This window comes from Paenibacillus sp. IHBB 10380, from assembly GCF_000949425.1.
Classification (GTDB): domain Bacteria; phylum Bacillota; class Bacilli; order Paenibacillales; family Paenibacillaceae; genus Paenibacillus_AQ.
Window position 1 is genome coordinate 2,588,795 of record NZ_CP010976.1, and the last position, 14,831, is coordinate 2,603,625.

Annotated in this window: 17 protein-coding genes and 3 pseudogenes; 2 read left to right on the forward strand and 18 right to left on the reverse strand. The window is 45.8% G+C overall.

Annotated elements, in window-relative coordinates; genetic code table 11:
* Window positions 1–45 precede the first annotated feature (45 nt).
* Entirely contained in the window at window positions 46–1,476 is a 1,431-nt protein-coding gene (gene pdxR, locus UB51_RS11160; protein WP_044877358.1) for a MocR-like pyridoxine biosynthesis transcription factor PdxR, read from the forward strand.
* Window positions 1,477–1,549: 73 nt separating this feature from the next.
* Window positions 1,550–2,003: pseudogene (locus tag UB51_RS11165) on the forward strand (IS1595 family transposase); the annotation flags it as partial.
* Window positions 2,004–2,043: 40 nt separating this feature from the next.
* On the opposite strand, the pseudogene UB51_RS28970 reads toward UB51_RS11165, so the two are convergent.
* From UB51_RS28970 to UB51_RS11245, 18 genes and pseudogenes are all read right to left on the reverse strand, one after another.
* Window positions 2,044–2,166: pseudogene (locus UB51_RS28970) on the reverse strand (DinB family protein); the annotation flags it as partial.
* Window positions 2,167–2,280: 114 nt separating this feature from the next.
* Window positions 2,281–2,802 (reverse strand): alpha/beta hydrolase, encoded by a 522-nt coding sequence (locus tag UB51_RS11170; RefSeq protein ID WP_052675873.1) that lies wholly within the window; start codon window positions 2,800–2,802, stop codon window positions 2,281–2,283.
* Between the two features lie 52 nt (window positions 2,803–2,854).
* A complete protein-coding gene (locus UB51_RS11175) occupies window positions 2,855–3,373 on the reverse strand; it encodes a ClbS/DfsB family four-helix bundle protein (protein ID WP_044877359.1) in 519 nt (172 codons plus the stop codon).
* Window positions 3,374–3,602: 229 nt separating this feature from the next.
* A complete protein-coding gene (locus UB51_RS11180; RefSeq protein ID WP_052675874.1) occupies window positions 3,603–4,121 on the reverse strand; it encodes a GNAT family N-acetyltransferase in 519 nt (172 codons plus the stop codon).
* A 3-nt stretch (window positions 4,122–4,124) separates the two neighbouring features.
* Window positions 4,125–4,397 (reverse strand): hypothetical protein, encoded by a 273-nt coding sequence (locus tag UB51_RS11185; protein WP_044877360.1) that lies wholly within the window; start codon window positions 4,395–4,397, stop codon window positions 4,125–4,127.
* A 337-nt stretch (window positions 4,398–4,734) separates the two neighbouring features.
* Window positions 4,735–4,921 (reverse strand): annotated as a pseudogene (locus tag UB51_RS29735) (IS4 family transposase); the annotation flags it as partial.
* Window positions 4,922–5,091: 170 nt separating this feature from the next.
* Window positions 5,092–6,189 (reverse strand): ethanolamine utilization protein EutH, encoded by a 1,098-nt coding sequence (gene eutH / locus UB51_RS11190; protein WP_044877361.1) that lies wholly within the window; start codon window positions 6,187–6,189, stop codon window positions 5,092–5,094.
* 19 nt (window positions 6,190–6,208) lie between these two features.
* A complete protein-coding gene (locus UB51_RS11195) occupies window positions 6,209–6,754 on the reverse strand; it encodes a BMC domain-containing protein (RefSeq protein WP_044877362.1) in 546 nt (181 codons plus the stop codon).
* On the reverse strand, window positions 6,747–7,019 hold the full coding sequence (locus UB51_RS11200) for a EutN/CcmL family microcompartment protein (protein ID WP_044877363.1): 273 nt from the start codon (window positions 7,017–7,019) through the stop codon (window positions 6,747–6,749). The genes UB51_RS11195 and UB51_RS11200 overlap by 8 nt, the downstream gene beginning before the upstream one ends.
* A 12-nt stretch (window positions 7,020–7,031) precedes the next feature.
* On the reverse strand, window positions 7,032–7,715 hold the full coding sequence (locus UB51_RS11205) for a TIGR02536 family ethanolamine utilization protein (protein ID WP_199925004.1): 684 nt from the start codon (window positions 7,713–7,715) through the stop codon (window positions 7,032–7,034).
* Between the two features lie 18 nt (window positions 7,716–7,733).
* The gene (gene eutD / locus UB51_RS11210) at window positions 7,734–8,369 is read right to left on the reverse strand and encodes an ethanolamine utilization phosphate acetyltransferase EutD (RefSeq protein WP_044877364.1); all 636 of its coding nucleotides are present in this window, start codon (window positions 8,367–8,369) and stop codon (window positions 7,734–7,736) included.
* Between the two features lie 10 nt (window positions 8,370–8,379).
* Window positions 8,380–9,171, reverse strand: a complete 792-nt coding sequence (locus UB51_RS11215) for an ethanolamine utilization cobalamin adenosyltransferase (RefSeq protein WP_044877365.1) — start codon at window positions 9,169–9,171, stop codon at window positions 8,380–8,382.
* Between the two features lie 116 nt (window positions 9,172–9,287).
* On the reverse strand, window positions 9,288–9,578 hold the full coding sequence (locus tag UB51_RS11220) for a BMC domain-containing protein (protein ID WP_044877366.1): 291 nt from the start codon (window positions 9,576–9,578) through the stop codon (window positions 9,288–9,290).
* A gap of 58 nt (window positions 9,579–9,636) precedes the next feature.
* Window positions 9,637–11,100: an acetaldehyde dehydrogenase (acetylating) gene (locus UB51_RS11225; RefSeq protein ID WP_052675875.1), complete on the reverse strand. Its 1,464-nt coding sequence runs from the start codon at window positions 11,098–11,100 to the stop codon at window positions 9,637–9,639.
* A gap of 27 nt (window positions 11,101–11,127) precedes the next feature.
* Complete coding sequence (locus UB51_RS29440; RefSeq protein WP_082063119.1) at window positions 11,128–11,814, reverse strand: BMC domain-containing protein; 687 nt, start codon at window positions 11,812–11,814, stop codon at window positions 11,128–11,130.
* Window positions 11,815–11,819: 5 nt separating this feature from the next.
* Window positions 11,820–12,473, reverse strand: a complete 654-nt coding sequence (eutL, locus tag UB51_RS11235) for an ethanolamine utilization microcompartment protein EutL (RefSeq protein ID WP_044877367.1) — start codon at window positions 12,471–12,473, stop codon at window positions 11,820–11,822.
* 20 nt (window positions 12,474–12,493) lie between these two features.
* A complete protein-coding gene (gene eutC, locus UB51_RS11240; protein WP_044877368.1) occupies window positions 12,494–13,441 on the reverse strand; it encodes an ethanolamine ammonia-lyase subunit EutC in 948 nt (315 codons plus the stop codon).
* An 18-nt stretch (window positions 13,442–13,459) separates the two neighbouring features.
* The gene (locus UB51_RS11245) at window positions 13,460–14,824 is read right to left on the reverse strand and encodes an ethanolamine ammonia-lyase subunit EutB (protein ID WP_044877369.1); all 1,365 of its coding nucleotides are present in this window, start codon (window positions 14,822–14,824) and stop codon (window positions 13,460–13,462) included.
* Window positions 14,825–14,831 lie beyond the last annotated feature (7 nt).

Here is a 14,831-nt window from a genome sequence, read left to right on the forward strand (position 1 = left end):
CTAAACATTATTATAGGGTCAGATTAGATTATGGGGAGGGCTAGCATGATCGATATGACACTATTACTGGAGGAAAAGTCCGGAGAACCGTTATATTTTCAGCTATATCAACACATCAAAAAAGATATTATAAGAGGCAAGCTGGTTGCTAAGACACGATTGCCTTCCATCCGTGCGCTTTCATCCCATCTCCATATTAGCCGCAATACGGTAGAATTGGCCTATCACCAATTGATAGCCGAAGGCTATGTTCAAAGTAGGCCGAGAAGCGGCTTATATGTAATTGAATTGGAACTGGAGAAGTTGCCTGCGCCGTATTCAAGAAGAAGAAAGCCGTTTGAAGCAAGCAAGCAGGACAGTGCTGCGGTTCAATATGATTTTCGATATGGCGATGTGGATGTCGCACACTTTCCGTTAGCCACCTGGCGCAAACTATCCAATCAATGCTTGCAACCGGAACAAGTGGAGCTATTCTCTTATGGCGATCCTCAGGGGGAACCTGGACTCCGTGTAGAAATTGCTAAATATCTGTACGATTCGAGGGGAGTAAATTGCTCGCCTGATCAAATTATTATTGGGGCGGGCATTCAGTATTTGCTTAGCTTGTTATCCGGGTTGATGAGAACTGCTAACAACAGCATTGCGATGGAAGAACCAGGCTACGATGGGGTTCGGACGATTTTCCAACATAATGGATTCAACACCCATCCCATTCCGCTGGATAAGGATGGGCTTAACATTCACAAGTTATATGAGAGTAAATCCAGGATCGTCTATATTACCCCATCTCACCAGTTTCCATATGGGATGGTCATGCCGTTCTCCAAGAGAATGCAATTGCTGAAATGGGCGGCAGACCAAGATGGCATCATTATCGAGGATGATTACGATAGCGAGTTCAGATATGTCGGCAAACCAATCCCTTCCCTTCAGGGCTTGGATACGAATCACAGTACTGTCTATCTGGGAACCTTCTCCAAATGCCTTCTTCCCTCTCTGCGCATCGCTTATATGGTGCTGCCTCCTGCCTTACTGGAGCTTCATAATAAACAAGGCTACCAATTGTATGATCAAACAGTATCCTGGTTTCATCAGAAGACACTGGAGCTATTCATGAGCAACGGGCATTGGGAAGCCCACATTCGTAAAATGCGGAATGTATATCATAGAAAGCAATCCACGCTGATTGAGGCGATTCGGGAGTTGATGGGTGAACAGGCTACGGTGATCGGACAGGATGCTGGGCTACACATTTTATTACGTGTACATAACGGGATGGATGAGTCGGAGCTAATTAAAGCTGCAGAGCAGGAAGGAGTCAAGGTTTACGCAGTATCCCCCTTTTGGGCGCAACGCACCAAGGCTGAGGCGTCGATGGTTCAAATCGGTTTTGGCGGGTTGAGCAATGAAGATATCGTTATGGGGGTCCATTTACTGCACCGCGCTTGGTTATATCCCGTCAATACCAGCCCTTAATCTCGTTGAGTACTCTTTCGGATTTAAGTAATATTGCTGTCCTTGCTACTGAATACTTAATCTCGGCTGACAAAATCTTAAAATTGCTGTTGTGGTTGCACAAGACCGTAATGGCAATATGATTGCTCGTAAAGCAGGAACAGGGCGTGTAAAAGCCGAAGAAATCGACGCTGTGATAGGTGAGTATATTCACCCATCTGCTTTGTTACGCACAGATACAGCAACCAACTACAAGAAATTTTCCAAAATCAAGAGATTGCAACACGAAACTGTAAATGAACAAAAAAAAACGTATGAAGAAAGAGATTTACCACATCCAACACGTTAATAACTCTCATAACCGTTTGAAAGACTGGATGGAACGTTTTCAAGGCGTGGCAACTAAATATTTGGACAACTGTCCCTACTGGTTTCATTGGTTATAACTTGGTAAAAACGTAGCATTTGAAAATCGAGTTTAACAAATGCTTATTTCAGCGTGCCAAAAATCTAATCATATAACAGTTGAAATGCTTCGGATTGCATAAAAACAAGTCTTTAAGAAAGTCAATGCCTTGTTCTAAACTATCAATCCCATATCTTAGGGCGGTCAATTCCCATTGTTCTCATATAGTCTAACAACTGACCTGTGTGAACAGCCTCGTGATAAGGAATGCGTAATAACATATCCCCAAGCGTTCTAATGAAACCACCTGCTTCATAGAGGTCTATCTCTATAATTGCAAAGTCGGATAAACAAAATCTACTACACGTGATTCCAAAATTACACTTAGTTCAATACCCTTCACTCGTTATTTCAACATGCTACCCCTTACTGATAGTATCCAGCCTTTCTGTCGTTAAAAATTTAATAGTTGACGTCGAGGAATTGTCCAAAACCATTGTAGGAGAGGAATAATTCAAAAGCTCTCTCTTTTCAGTTAATTTAGGCATGTCTTGTTCTAATTTAACATGTGTAAAAATTTCCCCGATAATATTTTTATCTATTTCTTTCATGCTGTTAAACGACATCACATCTGCAATTTTTTGCAATTGTTTTTGTGATGAATTCATTTTAAATAGTATCATCGGAAGAAGTATTTTATGTATCATTTTCATCTTTGAGCCTAGCTGCAATCCAGACGGTGCCACCAAAACAGAGCACGCAATTTTCTCTGGCATAAAAGTTGCTATTCTCAGTATTATACCCCCGCCATAAGATGGACCAATAAAAGCACTTTTCTCAACTTTAAAGTGTTCCATTAAATCAGAAATCCTTAAAGCAAAACTTTCATCCTTAGCAGAAATTTTTGTGGTTTGCGCTGATTTCATATAACGTAATTGCATTCTTGAGCCCCCAATACCTTAAGGGAATGAAGTGTAGGGTGTCCAAAAAGCATCAATGTAACTGAAGCTTTTTCCACTTACGAATCTTAGAACGAAAATTCTTGAAAGGTGCAACTGAATTGATGTGAATCCATCTGACCATCGCCCATCCCGGATTATTACCTGTCCAATGTCGAACACCTTGCGTAAAAAGTTCTTCTTCGCTCAATGAATCAATCCAATTCTGCCATTGCTGTTCTGTTTCTTTAAATAAAGATCTCAATTCGCCTAAAGAGTAGGGAGCATATGTATGATAAAACGATTGATACAGTCCGCCAAGTTGATTCCATTTATAGTTCGGAGCAGGCATAGTAACGGTTTCACCTACTTTTTCATTCCTGTCCCATTCCATAACAAGATTCATCCAGCCAAGTTGATAGGCAATGATTTCTGCAGGCGTGCGATCCACCTCTTGAATACGGATGTCTTTTTGACAATCATCAATTCCATCAAATTCAATATCTAGAGACAGATAGCCAACATGGATGGCGCTTTTCAATGCATCTTTAGATTCATAGTCATAACTAGGCACAATAACTCCCCTTTTTATTTCTAGAATATCATAATAATATGACGAAAACTTACTTTTAGGGCATCCTTTTATCTACGAAAAAGTGCCTTTTATAAATAGCTTACACTTCGTTTTTAATTATTGAATGCATCTTTACGTCCTGGTGCTCACTTTTGGTATATAACTGTTTGCGTAATATCCCTTCAAAGGCCATATCGACACTTCCTTGAATTATTAACCAATGCTTTAATTAATACAATTCTTTAACTAAATAAATTAGAAGATCATCATCAACCATCACTGGTTGACCAGGTTGTACTTGGTTATTCTTATATGTCATTCCTCTTCCGTCCATCACATATCCACGCTTAGTATACATTCTTTGAGCGTTACCATAATCTTGGTATAACCCAACACCCAAACCTATATATCTAGATGTTTTTGAAGCAATCATCTCTAGCTCATCAAATACTCTACTAGCTATCTTCTTTCTTCTATATTCAGGGAATACATTCAAATCATTAATCTCTGGTATATTATCATTGCGGAAGTATGGATATTGTGAATTGTAAAGTATATGACAGCATCCTGCTAACGCATCCTCGTAAAACACCATTAAAGTTATTCGTTTACCTTCAAGGTTTTCTTCTAGGCATTTATGATAATAATCACTTTGACAATACCATCTATATCGTTGTGAGAATTCATGATCTAATATATCAGCTTCCGCTATATTTGATAGCTGCTTTAATGTTATTATGTTCTTCATCTTTTACCTCTTTCTGTCGATTTTATCTAACCTTGTGTATCCACGAAGCCGAGACCTTAAGGCAACTTGGTGCCAGCCGCGACGCGGTAGGTTTGCAGGCTTGTATGCCTTAAACCGTTTCATCGAAATACCTCTGACAGACCAAGGGAGCGTCAGCAACCGTAGCGTGAATACGGTGTTATCAGATGATAAACTAGAAGCATATTTGCTAATAATCTTATGTTTCTCAGATATTTGTTCTTCTTTATAGTGCATGGGTACATCACTAAATGTCATATGGTGTGCTCCTTGAACTTTAACGAAAGATTTATAGCCTGACAAAAGAGTATAGAGTCTTTCAAATTGATAGACAGGAGTTACTTCATCAATTTCGTTCTTAAACCTTGTATATATCTCATTTTTTTGCCTTTGTTCTAATTCAATATTATAAACCCAAGATTCAATTGTATCTATATTTTACCTTTTAATCAAAATACGTACAAGTGTTCTATATTATACTTATATTGTGTTTTTAAGGTTAGTTATGATCAGTTGCAATCAGTTGTAATAGATATGCATCCCTTTTATATAACGTTGTCGTATTCGTGACCATTCCTGTGTCGTGTCTTCATCATAGTTGACATAAAACAGACGTTTTGTTCTTCTTTGTCTTCGTTTCGGCCATCTGGAGAAAGAATAGCCCACCTAGTGCTCGGTTATCATTGATTTGACGCCGTTCATATTCCATCGTTAAATAACGACTGAATACAATCGTTCAATCGTTGTGTGGCTATCAGTTGGTCAAATGAACGGCCCTGGAATATTGCACAAACAGCGGTCAAGCTCTGATTAAAACAAAAAGATCCGTCTCCGAAGAGACCGACCTTTTGGCACTATATATATAGGATATAATTCATAAAGTAAGGAACAACACCATGCAAAATGAATTAAAAAAATGCTTAGTGAGTGGTTCTTACACACCTTACTTCTGCTACCCTTCCAGCTTCGGTTCTACCATCATTTTTTTGGACAGGTATATTGCAACAAAAATAGCCGTAATTCCGCCAACTAGTTTTCCGACAATCATTGGAAAAATCATGTCTTTGGCTACCCCAGCCGTAAAACCAAGGTGATCCCCGAACACAAATGCGGCAGATACGGCAAAGGCCACGTTGATGACTTTACCACGAGCATCCATGTCTTTCATCATACCGAACATCGGGATGACGTTGGCCAGCGTGGCCACTAAGCCTGCTGCCGCGATCTCATTCATGCCTAGCATTTTACCCAGCTTCATCAATGGCTTATTGAACACTTTCGTAATGACAAATACCATCGCGAAGGCGCCTGCCAACACAATCGAAATATCCCCGACGATCTTGATTCCTTCATCAATCGGAGCAAGGCCAGGAATGATCGTGATGTCTGTAAGCTGTTGCACAATGCTAGCCGCGAGTCCCAGCGTCGCCACGATGACAATGAACTTTCCGAAGATGGTGAAGCCCTTGATCATTCCTTGCGGGAACCTCCATAAGCCGAGCACGATCAGAGCCGCAAACAGAATGATCGGTACCAGATTGGACAAAATCATGGAGATAGAATAACCAGCAACCAATCCCCCCGTCAAGCAACCAATCGGAATCGTCACAATGCCGGCAAGCACACCGGTCGCCATATATTTATGATCTTCTTTTTTGATAATGCCGAGCGCAACCGGAATGATAAATACGATAGTCGGACCCAGCATTGCACCTAGAATAACTCCAGCAAACATGCCTGCATCCGGATTATTTGCCAATTCAAGTGCTAGTGAAAATCCACCCATGTCGTTGGCTAACAACGTCGTCGCAAACATAGCCGGGTCTGCTCCTAACGCGGTATACAAGGGTACTACAATAGGACTTAACAGCTTGGCCAATACGGGTGATAACGAAATAATCCCTACCATCGCCAGTGTTAACGACCCCATGGCCATAATCCCTTCATCAAATTGATGACCTAATCCAAATTTGTACCCAATGCATTTGTCGACGGCACCCAAAACCATGAAAATAACCATGATGTAGATGATAATCTCATTGATTTCCATATGCGATGCTCCTCCATTCTCATTTGAAATGGTTTTTTATTTCTTCAGCTGGGGATGGTATCACGGAATAATGAACAATCCGTTTTTCATCCATAGAGGATAGAATGACCTTCATCCCTTGCTCCACATCGCTGACACTTCCTGTAAACACGGCGAGGAACTTACCGCCAATCGCCATGCCGAGGTTCATTCTTTTGACATGGATATCGCTCTGCTTCAAGGCGTTGTTCAACGCAAAAATACCGGAAGATACCGTAGACGTTTCCATAATTCCGATCGCGTCTACAGGCTGGGGGGAATAGCGCTTTTTTAAGCCCTCTACGATCTCAGGATGAACCCCATGCAGCACAAAATCGCTGATTCTGAAATCGTTAGCTTCCACCTTTGCGAAGTCCATCGCTTCTTGGACATCTGCAGTATCGCCGCTGATGATAATCAGAAACTTACCCGGACAAATGGGCTTGAGATGATGTACATGCACAGAAGATGTTTTCAGCATGCGGTCGGCGGTCTCATAACCTTTGCTAATGCTGCGCAGTTCGACGACACCGATGGCGCTACTCATGAGGCAACTCGAGGGAGTCGACGATACCTACGATGACGGCGTCAACGGGCGCGTCTGCACTCGCTATGGATATTCTGGCAGCGCTTCCCTTCGTCACGAGAACGGTGTCACCAATGCCTGCTCCCGCATTGTCCGCGGCAACAAAGTATTCGTGCTGAACCTGTTTGTCATACGAGAACGGTTTCACTACCAGGAAGGTAAGACCGTTTAGCTTCTTATCTTTACGGGTAGCCCACAAGCTACCCACAACTTCTCCTACGATCATAGACTCACCTCCCTATCTTCTGTGTATGTTCATCTGCTGCATTCTTAAATAATCCTGCGCAAGCGGGGTAATAATGCTATTTCGATCGACCACAATCTCTCTGATGTTGCGGAGGTGGTATTTTTTCAGCTCGGCTTCGGTAATAACTTTCCTAGACAGAACTTCCAGCCCAGAGGGCGTAGCCTCAAGTTCCGTATGAACATCTGCCACCTCTGCATTTTCCAGACAAGCAGACAGCAGCTCCATGGTTGGGACAAACCGAATGCCGAAGCTGCAGAGTTTATCCGCCTGTCCTTCATACAGCTTGTATAGCAGGACAGGCGCTGTCGGCTTATATTTCCTGTAAGCTAGTCCTTCTTCCAAAGCGACAACCTTTTTCCCTTTTAAAAGCATGGTCAAAAGAAATCGTTCACGGTTGCCCGCGCTTATGCCGTTGGCGAGGTTGGACAGCAGCTGAATGCAAATCTTGGGAATGATAACCAGCTCGCAGTCTCTGATGCTCTCATCATAATACTGCACGTCATAATGCTCGTTCAGCATATTCTCCAGCTCAGATGCGGGCTCAGCAGACAGAAGAACCGCTTTCTGTTTGACGGTCGGCATCGTTTGTGCTGCCTGACGCTGCTGCACTCGCTTATAGACTTCCTCCGTTACCGTCTGAATGAGCGCTTCCCTATCCAGAGCTTCTATATTCATTATTTCACACTCCTAGATCTAGATGCTCTTTTTCAAAATTTTCCCTTTGGTGCCTTTCGCAAAGCCGCATGCATTGGCTTCGTCATAATCGATATGCATGTACGTTTCATAGTTAGAACTGACCCGTACCAGCACGTCGTCAAAGATGAGCGGACGCTGACCAAGTACCTTAACTTGTACGATTTCTGCGTTTTTCAAACCATATTTTTCAGCATCTTCCGTCTTTACGTGGATATGGCGCTGGGCCGCGATCAACCCTTTATCCAGTCGAATCATATTGGTGCCAGAAGCGATTACGATACCCGGAGTTCCTTCCAATTTGCCGCTTTCTCTCACCGGTACTGGCACTCCCAGTACGACGGCATCCGAGTGCGAAATTTCCACCTGCGATTCCTTGCGTTCCGGTCCGAGTATTACAACATTATGCAATGCTCCTTTGGGCCCGATCAGCGTGACGCGCTCCTTGCAGGCGTATTGTCCAGGCTGGGAAAGATCGCGCGCTTTCGTCAATTGATAACCTGTTCCAAACAGGGCGTCAATCGCTTCCCGGTTCAAGTGAACATGCTTGCCCGACGCTTCGATGTCAATATACGTCTCTTCCTGCACGCGTTTTAACACTTCATTCACGATGTTCTCTAGCAGTTGATTATTCAATATCCTCACCTCATGAGTTGTAGTGTCCTACACGAATTCGAAACATGATGATCCAGAATAACGAAGAGAGTCGGTTGAGCGTCCGGATGATATCTTCACGCTCTGCGCTCCCATGTTCCTTTTTAAAGGCCTGGTATGCAAATAGCTCCGTTTCTCTCGTCCATGTGCGTAACGCATTTATGACAACAACCGCTTCGCCCATATCATAGCTGGGTTGAAAATGTTCCAATCCAAAATACTTCTTGGGAAAATGGGATTGTTCACGCAATTCCTTAGGTGTCATCCCAAGCAATTGAAAATCGTCTATGCTTTCATTCAGCACTTCACACCGCACGATTTTTCTAATAAACAGCAGTATCTCTTCCAAATCATCGACCAGCTTGGTCATGTTCAGCTTAGAGCAGCTAATCTGCGCCTCCAAAATTTTCGTTTCCAGCGAATCCAGCTTGCCACGAAATATAATCCGGGGATGATCTTTAAACACGAGCATGTTGCCATATAAATGGGTCATGTGCTCTGGCTTGGTCTCCAAAAAACCGCCGTACATGGTGCGAAAACGTTTTTTTCCTTCTATTGGTTCCTGCTCACTGTCCACATTTTTGGTGATTTGAAGCTTAACTTCCTTTTGGGGTGTCGGAGCATCGGGTGCTCCCACATAACGAAGCTCAATCTTATTCTCGATCAAGAAGCTCTTGGCCGACGGAGTCAGAATTACTCCTTTAGGAACTTCGTATACCTCGATATCTTTCAGCTTCTGATTTCTGAACTGTTTGCGCAATTCATTTTCGGTTATAACAGCCATGTTTTCACATCCTTTTACTCTCGGGAATGATCCGAGCCGCTATCGCGACAGGCAGTGAGATGGATGCAGCACACGCTGCATCCATCTTGGTCGTTATACCTGCCTTGAATCTGTTATTATTCCGCTAGCTTCGTCTTAGGAAGAATTGCATCCACTTCCGAATGCGGTCTTGGGATGACATGCACAGATAGCAATTCACCTACACGCTCTGCCGCTGCCGCACCTGCGTCCGTTGCCGCTTTAACAGCGCCAACGTCGCCGCGAACCATAACCGTTACGAGACCGGCACCAATTTGCTCCTTACCGATCAACGTTACGTTTGCCGCTTTCACCATTGCGTCCGCCGCTTCGATTGCTCCTACCAAACCTTTTGTTTCAATCATTCCCAATGCGTTTGCGTTTGCCATTGTAAAATTCCTCCTAGATATATGTTAGTTTTTTTGGGGTAACCATTCCTTACATTCCTTACAATTCTGACAAAATTCTTTTGACAATCATGTTGATCAATTGCTCTTTATCGGCAAGGTTGATGACTGCCTCTTCGATTTGTGGCGCTTGCTCCGCCAAATCTTCCAGTTCCTTCACACCATAAGCCACTCTTCTGATATTCATCAGATTGAGAGGGCTGATGTTATCGGATGTCGATCCGCCACCTACCGCACCGCAACCGAGCGTGAGTGCGGGAGCGAGAGCCGTAGTCGCGCCGATGCCACCCAATGTACCAGGCGTATTCACCAACAGGCGGGATACCGGCTTCTTCAGGGCAAACTGACGCACGATCTCTTCATTGTCAGAGTGAATGACCATCGTATGCCCTGCGCCTTCACCATTCAAAATCTCGATGCACCGTTCGCACGCCGCTTCCCAGCTATCTTCTGTATAGAAAGCCAAGATAGGGGCCAACTTCTCGCGGGAATAAGGAACGTTGTGGCCGACGCGGGTCTCTTCGGCCAGCAGTACGCGCGTGCCCGCTGGAATTTGGAGATTAGCCAGCTTGGCAATGTGCTCCACGCTTTTTCCCACGATTTGAGGATTCATACTGCCGTTTGCCCGCATGATGAACTTGCCCAGCTGTGCAGCTTCTTCTGTGGGCAGGAAATATCCGCCTTGCTTTTTGAATTCGGCCACAACCGCATCCTTGCTGCACGTTTCTACAACAACGGATTGTTCAGAAGCGCAGATGGTGCCATTGTCGAATGTTTTAGATTCCAAGATGTGTTTGACTGCCAATGGAATGTTGGCGCTCTTCTCAATGAAGGCCGGACCGTTTCCGGGTCCTACACCAATGGCCGGTGTGCCGGATGAATAGGCGGCTTTAACCATTGGCGTTCCGCCGGTGGCCAGAATCAAATCCATATCTTTATGCTTCATTAATTGGTCGGTTCCCTGAATGGTCGGAACTGTCATGGAAGCAATAGCTCCGTCCGGGCATCCTGCCTGTTTTGCTGCTTCATTGATGATATTCACCGTCTCCAAGATGCTATTTAACGCATTCGGATGCGGGGAGAATACGATGCTATTCCCTGCCTTGAGCGAAATCAATGCTTTATAGATAACTGTCGATGTCGGGTTCGTGGACGGAATCAATCCAGCAACCACACCGACCGGAACAGCCACTTCCATGATCTTGTTCGCTTTGTCTTCCTTCAGGACGCCTACGGTTTTCATATCCTTGATCGACTCATACACATGCTTGGAAGCAAATGCATTCTTGACGATTTTATCTTGCCAGCGGCCAAAGCCCGTTTCTTCATAGGCCATCTTCGCCAGCTTTTCGCGGTGTTCGTAGCCCGCATCTGCGATCGCTTTGACAATCGCATCGATTTGTTCCTGCGACATAACAGCCAATTTGGCTTGTGCCTCTTTGGCGTTCTTGATCAGGTTGCGGACTTCTTGAATGGATCTTAGGTCTTTATCCAATGTTTCCATCAATACTCCTTCTCTCCACTACGTTTTTTACAAACGAGATTTTGTCGTTTTCGTGGTTCGACTCGTTTCTTTTACAACAGGTTTCCTACTTTTCATGACAGGTGAAGCCCCCGTTGATCCTGCCTGTTCTTTTGCCGGCTCCTTCGGCAAATCGATGACGATGATTGGGCTTGGACGTTTGTTCATTGCTTGCACAGACAATTCGGATTTGTCAGCCGCAGACTCAGTCACACTGATTCGTCCGAAATCCAGCTTATCTGCGTCGGGTTCCGTGCTTACTGCATCAGCTTTCTCTTCCACGGCATCGGCTACCACATCTGCTTCCTCTGCATCCGTACTTGGTGTGTCAAGTTCAGCAGTGTCTGTACTATCCTGAGCCGCATTCTCGTCGTATGTGTCCTTCACTGCCGATTGTTCTTCTGCTTGTTCGATGTCCGTCATCATAACGATGGCGGCCGTCTCCTCATGTAATCTGGCAATTACGTGACGGGTCAGGAGCACATTCAATTGTGTCGCCTTGTCCGCTCCCGCTTCCACGGCGGCCTGTACCGCTCCAACGTCACCTGTGATTTTGACCGTAACTAACCCGCCATTGATGATTTCCAGGCCGATACATGTGACGCTTGCTGCCTTCAAGGCAGCATCCGCCGCGGCAATTGCCCCCAGATACCCTCTTACTTCAACAAGGCCTAACGCAATATTTTTCATAGCCATCTACCTTAGTAACTCGTCGGGTTGTCTGCGACGAATTGCACCGCATCGGCAAATGCGTCACATGCTGCCTGACAAGCAGACTGGCTGCCCGTTAGCAGGGCGCCGGCAAAGTTAGTTTCAGAAGGCGGGCCAAAGAATGTGGAAATAGTGACATCGGCGGCCTTCAGCGCCGCATCCAGCGCATACATCGCTTCAAGCGGCGGGGCAATGAGATAGGCCAGCGCTTCTCCTTCTCTGATGCCCGCAGTCTGAGACAAATAACTACCTGTGCGAGAGACACAATGGGCAAAATAGGTAATGCTATTATCCTCATTGGCACTTACAAAATGCGCTCCGCTCTCGATATAATCAACGGCCGCATTCACTCCGCTGCGCACTTCCGCGGGGCTTGGCCCAGCCAAAATTCCGATAACTTCACCCGCCAGCTTCGTGGAAGCATTGCCTGAACCGGCATACATGCTTCTTGCGTACACAACATCCACTTCTACCATTTTGGTCGCTTCGTCCAGCGCCGTATAGGTGACATCGTCACAGTCGGCGGTAATGATCCCCAAACTTTTATGGTGTGGTTTCAGATTCAGCTTTTCCGCCATATCCGGACTTACGTTGGAGATGAGCTTTATGCCCAATACTTTTGCATGAATCGGTTCGTTTCTCATACGGACCTCCTTCAAGTTTCCTATAGTTTCAAATCAATCCCCGAAGCTTGTCGTTCAATCATCGTCTTAATCAGCTCAGCGATGTGTGCTCCTGCTTCAACCGCAGGTGTTCCGCCGGAGTGAATATTGGAGATGACCGTCCGTCTCGCTTCCGGCATGCCAACGGTCGGTTTGTAGGCGATATAGGCGCTCATCGATTCTGCTGTTACAAGACCCGGCCGTTCTCCTACTAGGAGACAGACCACGTCTGCTTCAGTGGCTTCTCCGACCATATCCATGGATGGAACGCGGCAATGCTTGACGAACAAAATATTCCCCACCTCGATGCCATACATCTTTAGTCCTTGCTCAATGGCCGGCACGATGTCGCGCAGGTTGGCTTCAATAGCCGCGGAGCTTAATCCGTCTCCGACCATCATCTGTACCTTGGCTTGCTTAGTGGTATGCTTCTTCATATATTCGATTGTATCAGTCGAAAACTGACGGCCCAGATCAGGACGTGTAATGTATTCATCCTTGTCCCGGCACATGGTTTCTACCGCCACCAAGTTCATTTCTTTCACGAACTCCTCGGACACGTAGGAGAACACGGCATCCTGCGCAGCGGCATGGTCAGCACGGAAACGCAGCGAAGTAAATGTTTTATAACGCGGTCCTGCACGCCAAACCCCAAGACGAGCCGGCGTCTTTGCCTTCATTTTCATGTAACCTTCGCGATCCGCGGGGTCGGGAACCAGCAACAGCTTGCGAAGATCAACCTCCGTAATGTCATCCAGATATTCGCCGCTGTCCGTTTCCTCTTCCGCAGGCTGAGTCGTCTGCGCAAGTTCGGCAAGAACCGGCTCGGCAACCGCCGTCTGCTGTACAGGCGCCTCCGTGCGGGCAGGCTCGGCTGCTTCCACCGGTTTGTTTCCTACCATCTCCATGAGAATGGATTCAATCATCGATTTCAGATCTTTCTCTTCCATAAGAGCTTCCTCCCTTCTTTACTTAAGAAACACAGATGCGTCCCCGGCTTTTTTGGTCAGCTTGCCATTTTCTATGAAACCCATCTTCTCCATCCATAGTTCAAACTCCCGAATCGGACGTAGACCGAGCAATTCACGCAGCGTTGCGGTCTCGTGATAACCGGTTGTTTGATAGTTCAGCATGACATCGTCGCCATGCGGAATACCCATGAAGAAGTTGTTGCCTGCTGCGGACAGTAGGACCGCCAAATTTTCCAGATCGTTCTGATCCGCCTTCATATGATTGGTGTAGCAAGCGTCGCAGCCCATGGAAATTCCTGATAATTTACCCATGAAATGATCTTCTAATCCGGCGCGAATAACCTGCTTCGCATCATACAGATACTCAGGACCGATGAAACCGACCACGGTATTCACGAGGAACGGGTTATATTTCTTGGCAAATCCGTAGCAACGTGCTTCCATCGTTACTTGGTCGATCCCGTGATGAGCTTCCGATGACAATTCCGATCCTTGGCCCGTCTCGAAATACATGACATTCGGACCTGCTACCTGTCCGTGATTCAGCACGAGCTGCTGCGCTTCCGCGATCGTGGCAGCATCGAATCCGAAGGCTGCATTGCCCTTCTGCGAGCCTGCGATCGATTGGAAGATCAGGCCTGTCGGCGCGCCTCGCTTGACGGCTTCCATCTGAGTAGTGACATGGGCCAGAACGCATGTTTGCGTAGGAATCTCCCACTTTTGTCTGAACTCTTCGAAGCGGTTCAAGATACGTGTGACGCTTTCCACAGAGTCATCCACTGGGTTGAGCCCCAGTACCGCATCCCCGATACCGAAGGTCAAGCCTTCCATCAGGGAAGCCATGATTCCATCGGGATCATCGGTCGGGTGATTCGGCTGCAGACGGGCCGATAAGGTGCCCGACCGGCCAATCGTCGTGTTGGCGTGGGCCGTAATTCTAATCTTCTTCGCCCCGTACATCAAATCGAGGTTGGACATAAGCTTAGCTACTGCGGCAACCATTTCTGCGGTAAGTCCGCGCGACACACGCTTGATGTCGGATTCGGTCGTGTTTTCATCCAGAATCCACTCGCGCAGCTCTTCTACGGTCCAATTTTTAATCTCGCTATAGATAAGTTCATTAACCTGATCCTGAATAATGCGGGTAACCTCGTCCTCTTCATAAGGAACCGCAGGATTGTCGCGTAAGTCCGACATTTTAATCTGAGACAGAACCACTTTGGCCGCTACGCGCTCTTCTGACGAATCAGCTGCCAGACCGGCAAGCTTGTCCCCCGATTTTTCTTCATTTGCTTTTGCCATGACTTCCATCAGCGTTTTAAATTGGTAGGCTCGACCAAACAATTTGGTTTTTAAAATCACAAAAGCT

Coding starts and splice junctions, on each gene's coding strand:
- pdxR (WP_044877358.1), top strand. CDS start 46: ATGATCGATATGACACTATTACTGGAGGAAAAGTCCGGAGAACCGTTA.
- UB51_RS11170 (WP_052675873.1), bottom strand. CDS start 2,802: ATGCAATTACGTTATATGAAATCAGCGCAAACCACAAAAATTTCTGCT.
- UB51_RS11180 (WP_052675874.1), bottom strand. CDS start 4,121: ATGAAGAACATAATAACATTAAAGCAGCTATCAAATATAGCGGAAGCT.
- UB51_RS11185 (WP_044877360.1), bottom strand. CDS start 4,397: ATGACATTTAGTGATGTACCCATGCACTATAAAGAAGAACAAATATCT.
- eutH (WP_044877361.1), bottom strand. CDS start 6,189: ATGGAAATCAATGAGATTATCATCTACATCATGGTTATTTTCATGGTT.
- UB51_RS11195 (WP_044877362.1), bottom strand. CDS start 6,754: ATGAGTAGCGCCATCGGTGTCGTCGAACTGCGCAGCATTAGCAAAGGT.
- UB51_RS11200 (WP_044877363.1), bottom strand. CDS start 7,019: ATGATCGTAGGAGAAGTTGTGGGTAGCTTGTGGGCTACCCGTAAAGAT.
- UB51_RS11205 (WP_199925004.1), bottom strand. CDS start 7,715: ATGAATATAGAAGCTCTGGATAGGGAAGCGCTCATTCAGACGGTAACG.
- UB51_RS11215 (WP_044877365.1), bottom strand. CDS start 9,171: ATGGCTGTTATAACCGAAAATGAATTGCGCAAACAGTTCAGAAATCAG.
- UB51_RS11220 (WP_044877366.1), bottom strand. CDS start 9,578: ATGGCAAACGCAAACGCATTGGGAATGATTGAAACAAAAGGTTTGGTA.
- UB51_RS11225 (WP_052675875.1), bottom strand. CDS start 11,100: ATGGAAACATTGGATAAAGACCTAAGATCCATTCAAGAAGTCCGCAAC.
- UB51_RS29440 (WP_082063119.1), bottom strand. CDS start 11,814: ATGGCTATGAAAAATATTGCGTTAGGCCTTGTTGAAGTAAGAGGGTAT.
- eutL (WP_044877367.1), bottom strand. CDS start 12,473: ATGAGAAACGAACCGATTCATGCAAAAGTATTGGGCATAAAGCTCATC.
- eutC (WP_044877368.1), bottom strand. CDS start 13,441: ATGGAAGAGAAAGATCTGAAATCGATGATTGAATCCATTCTCATGGAG.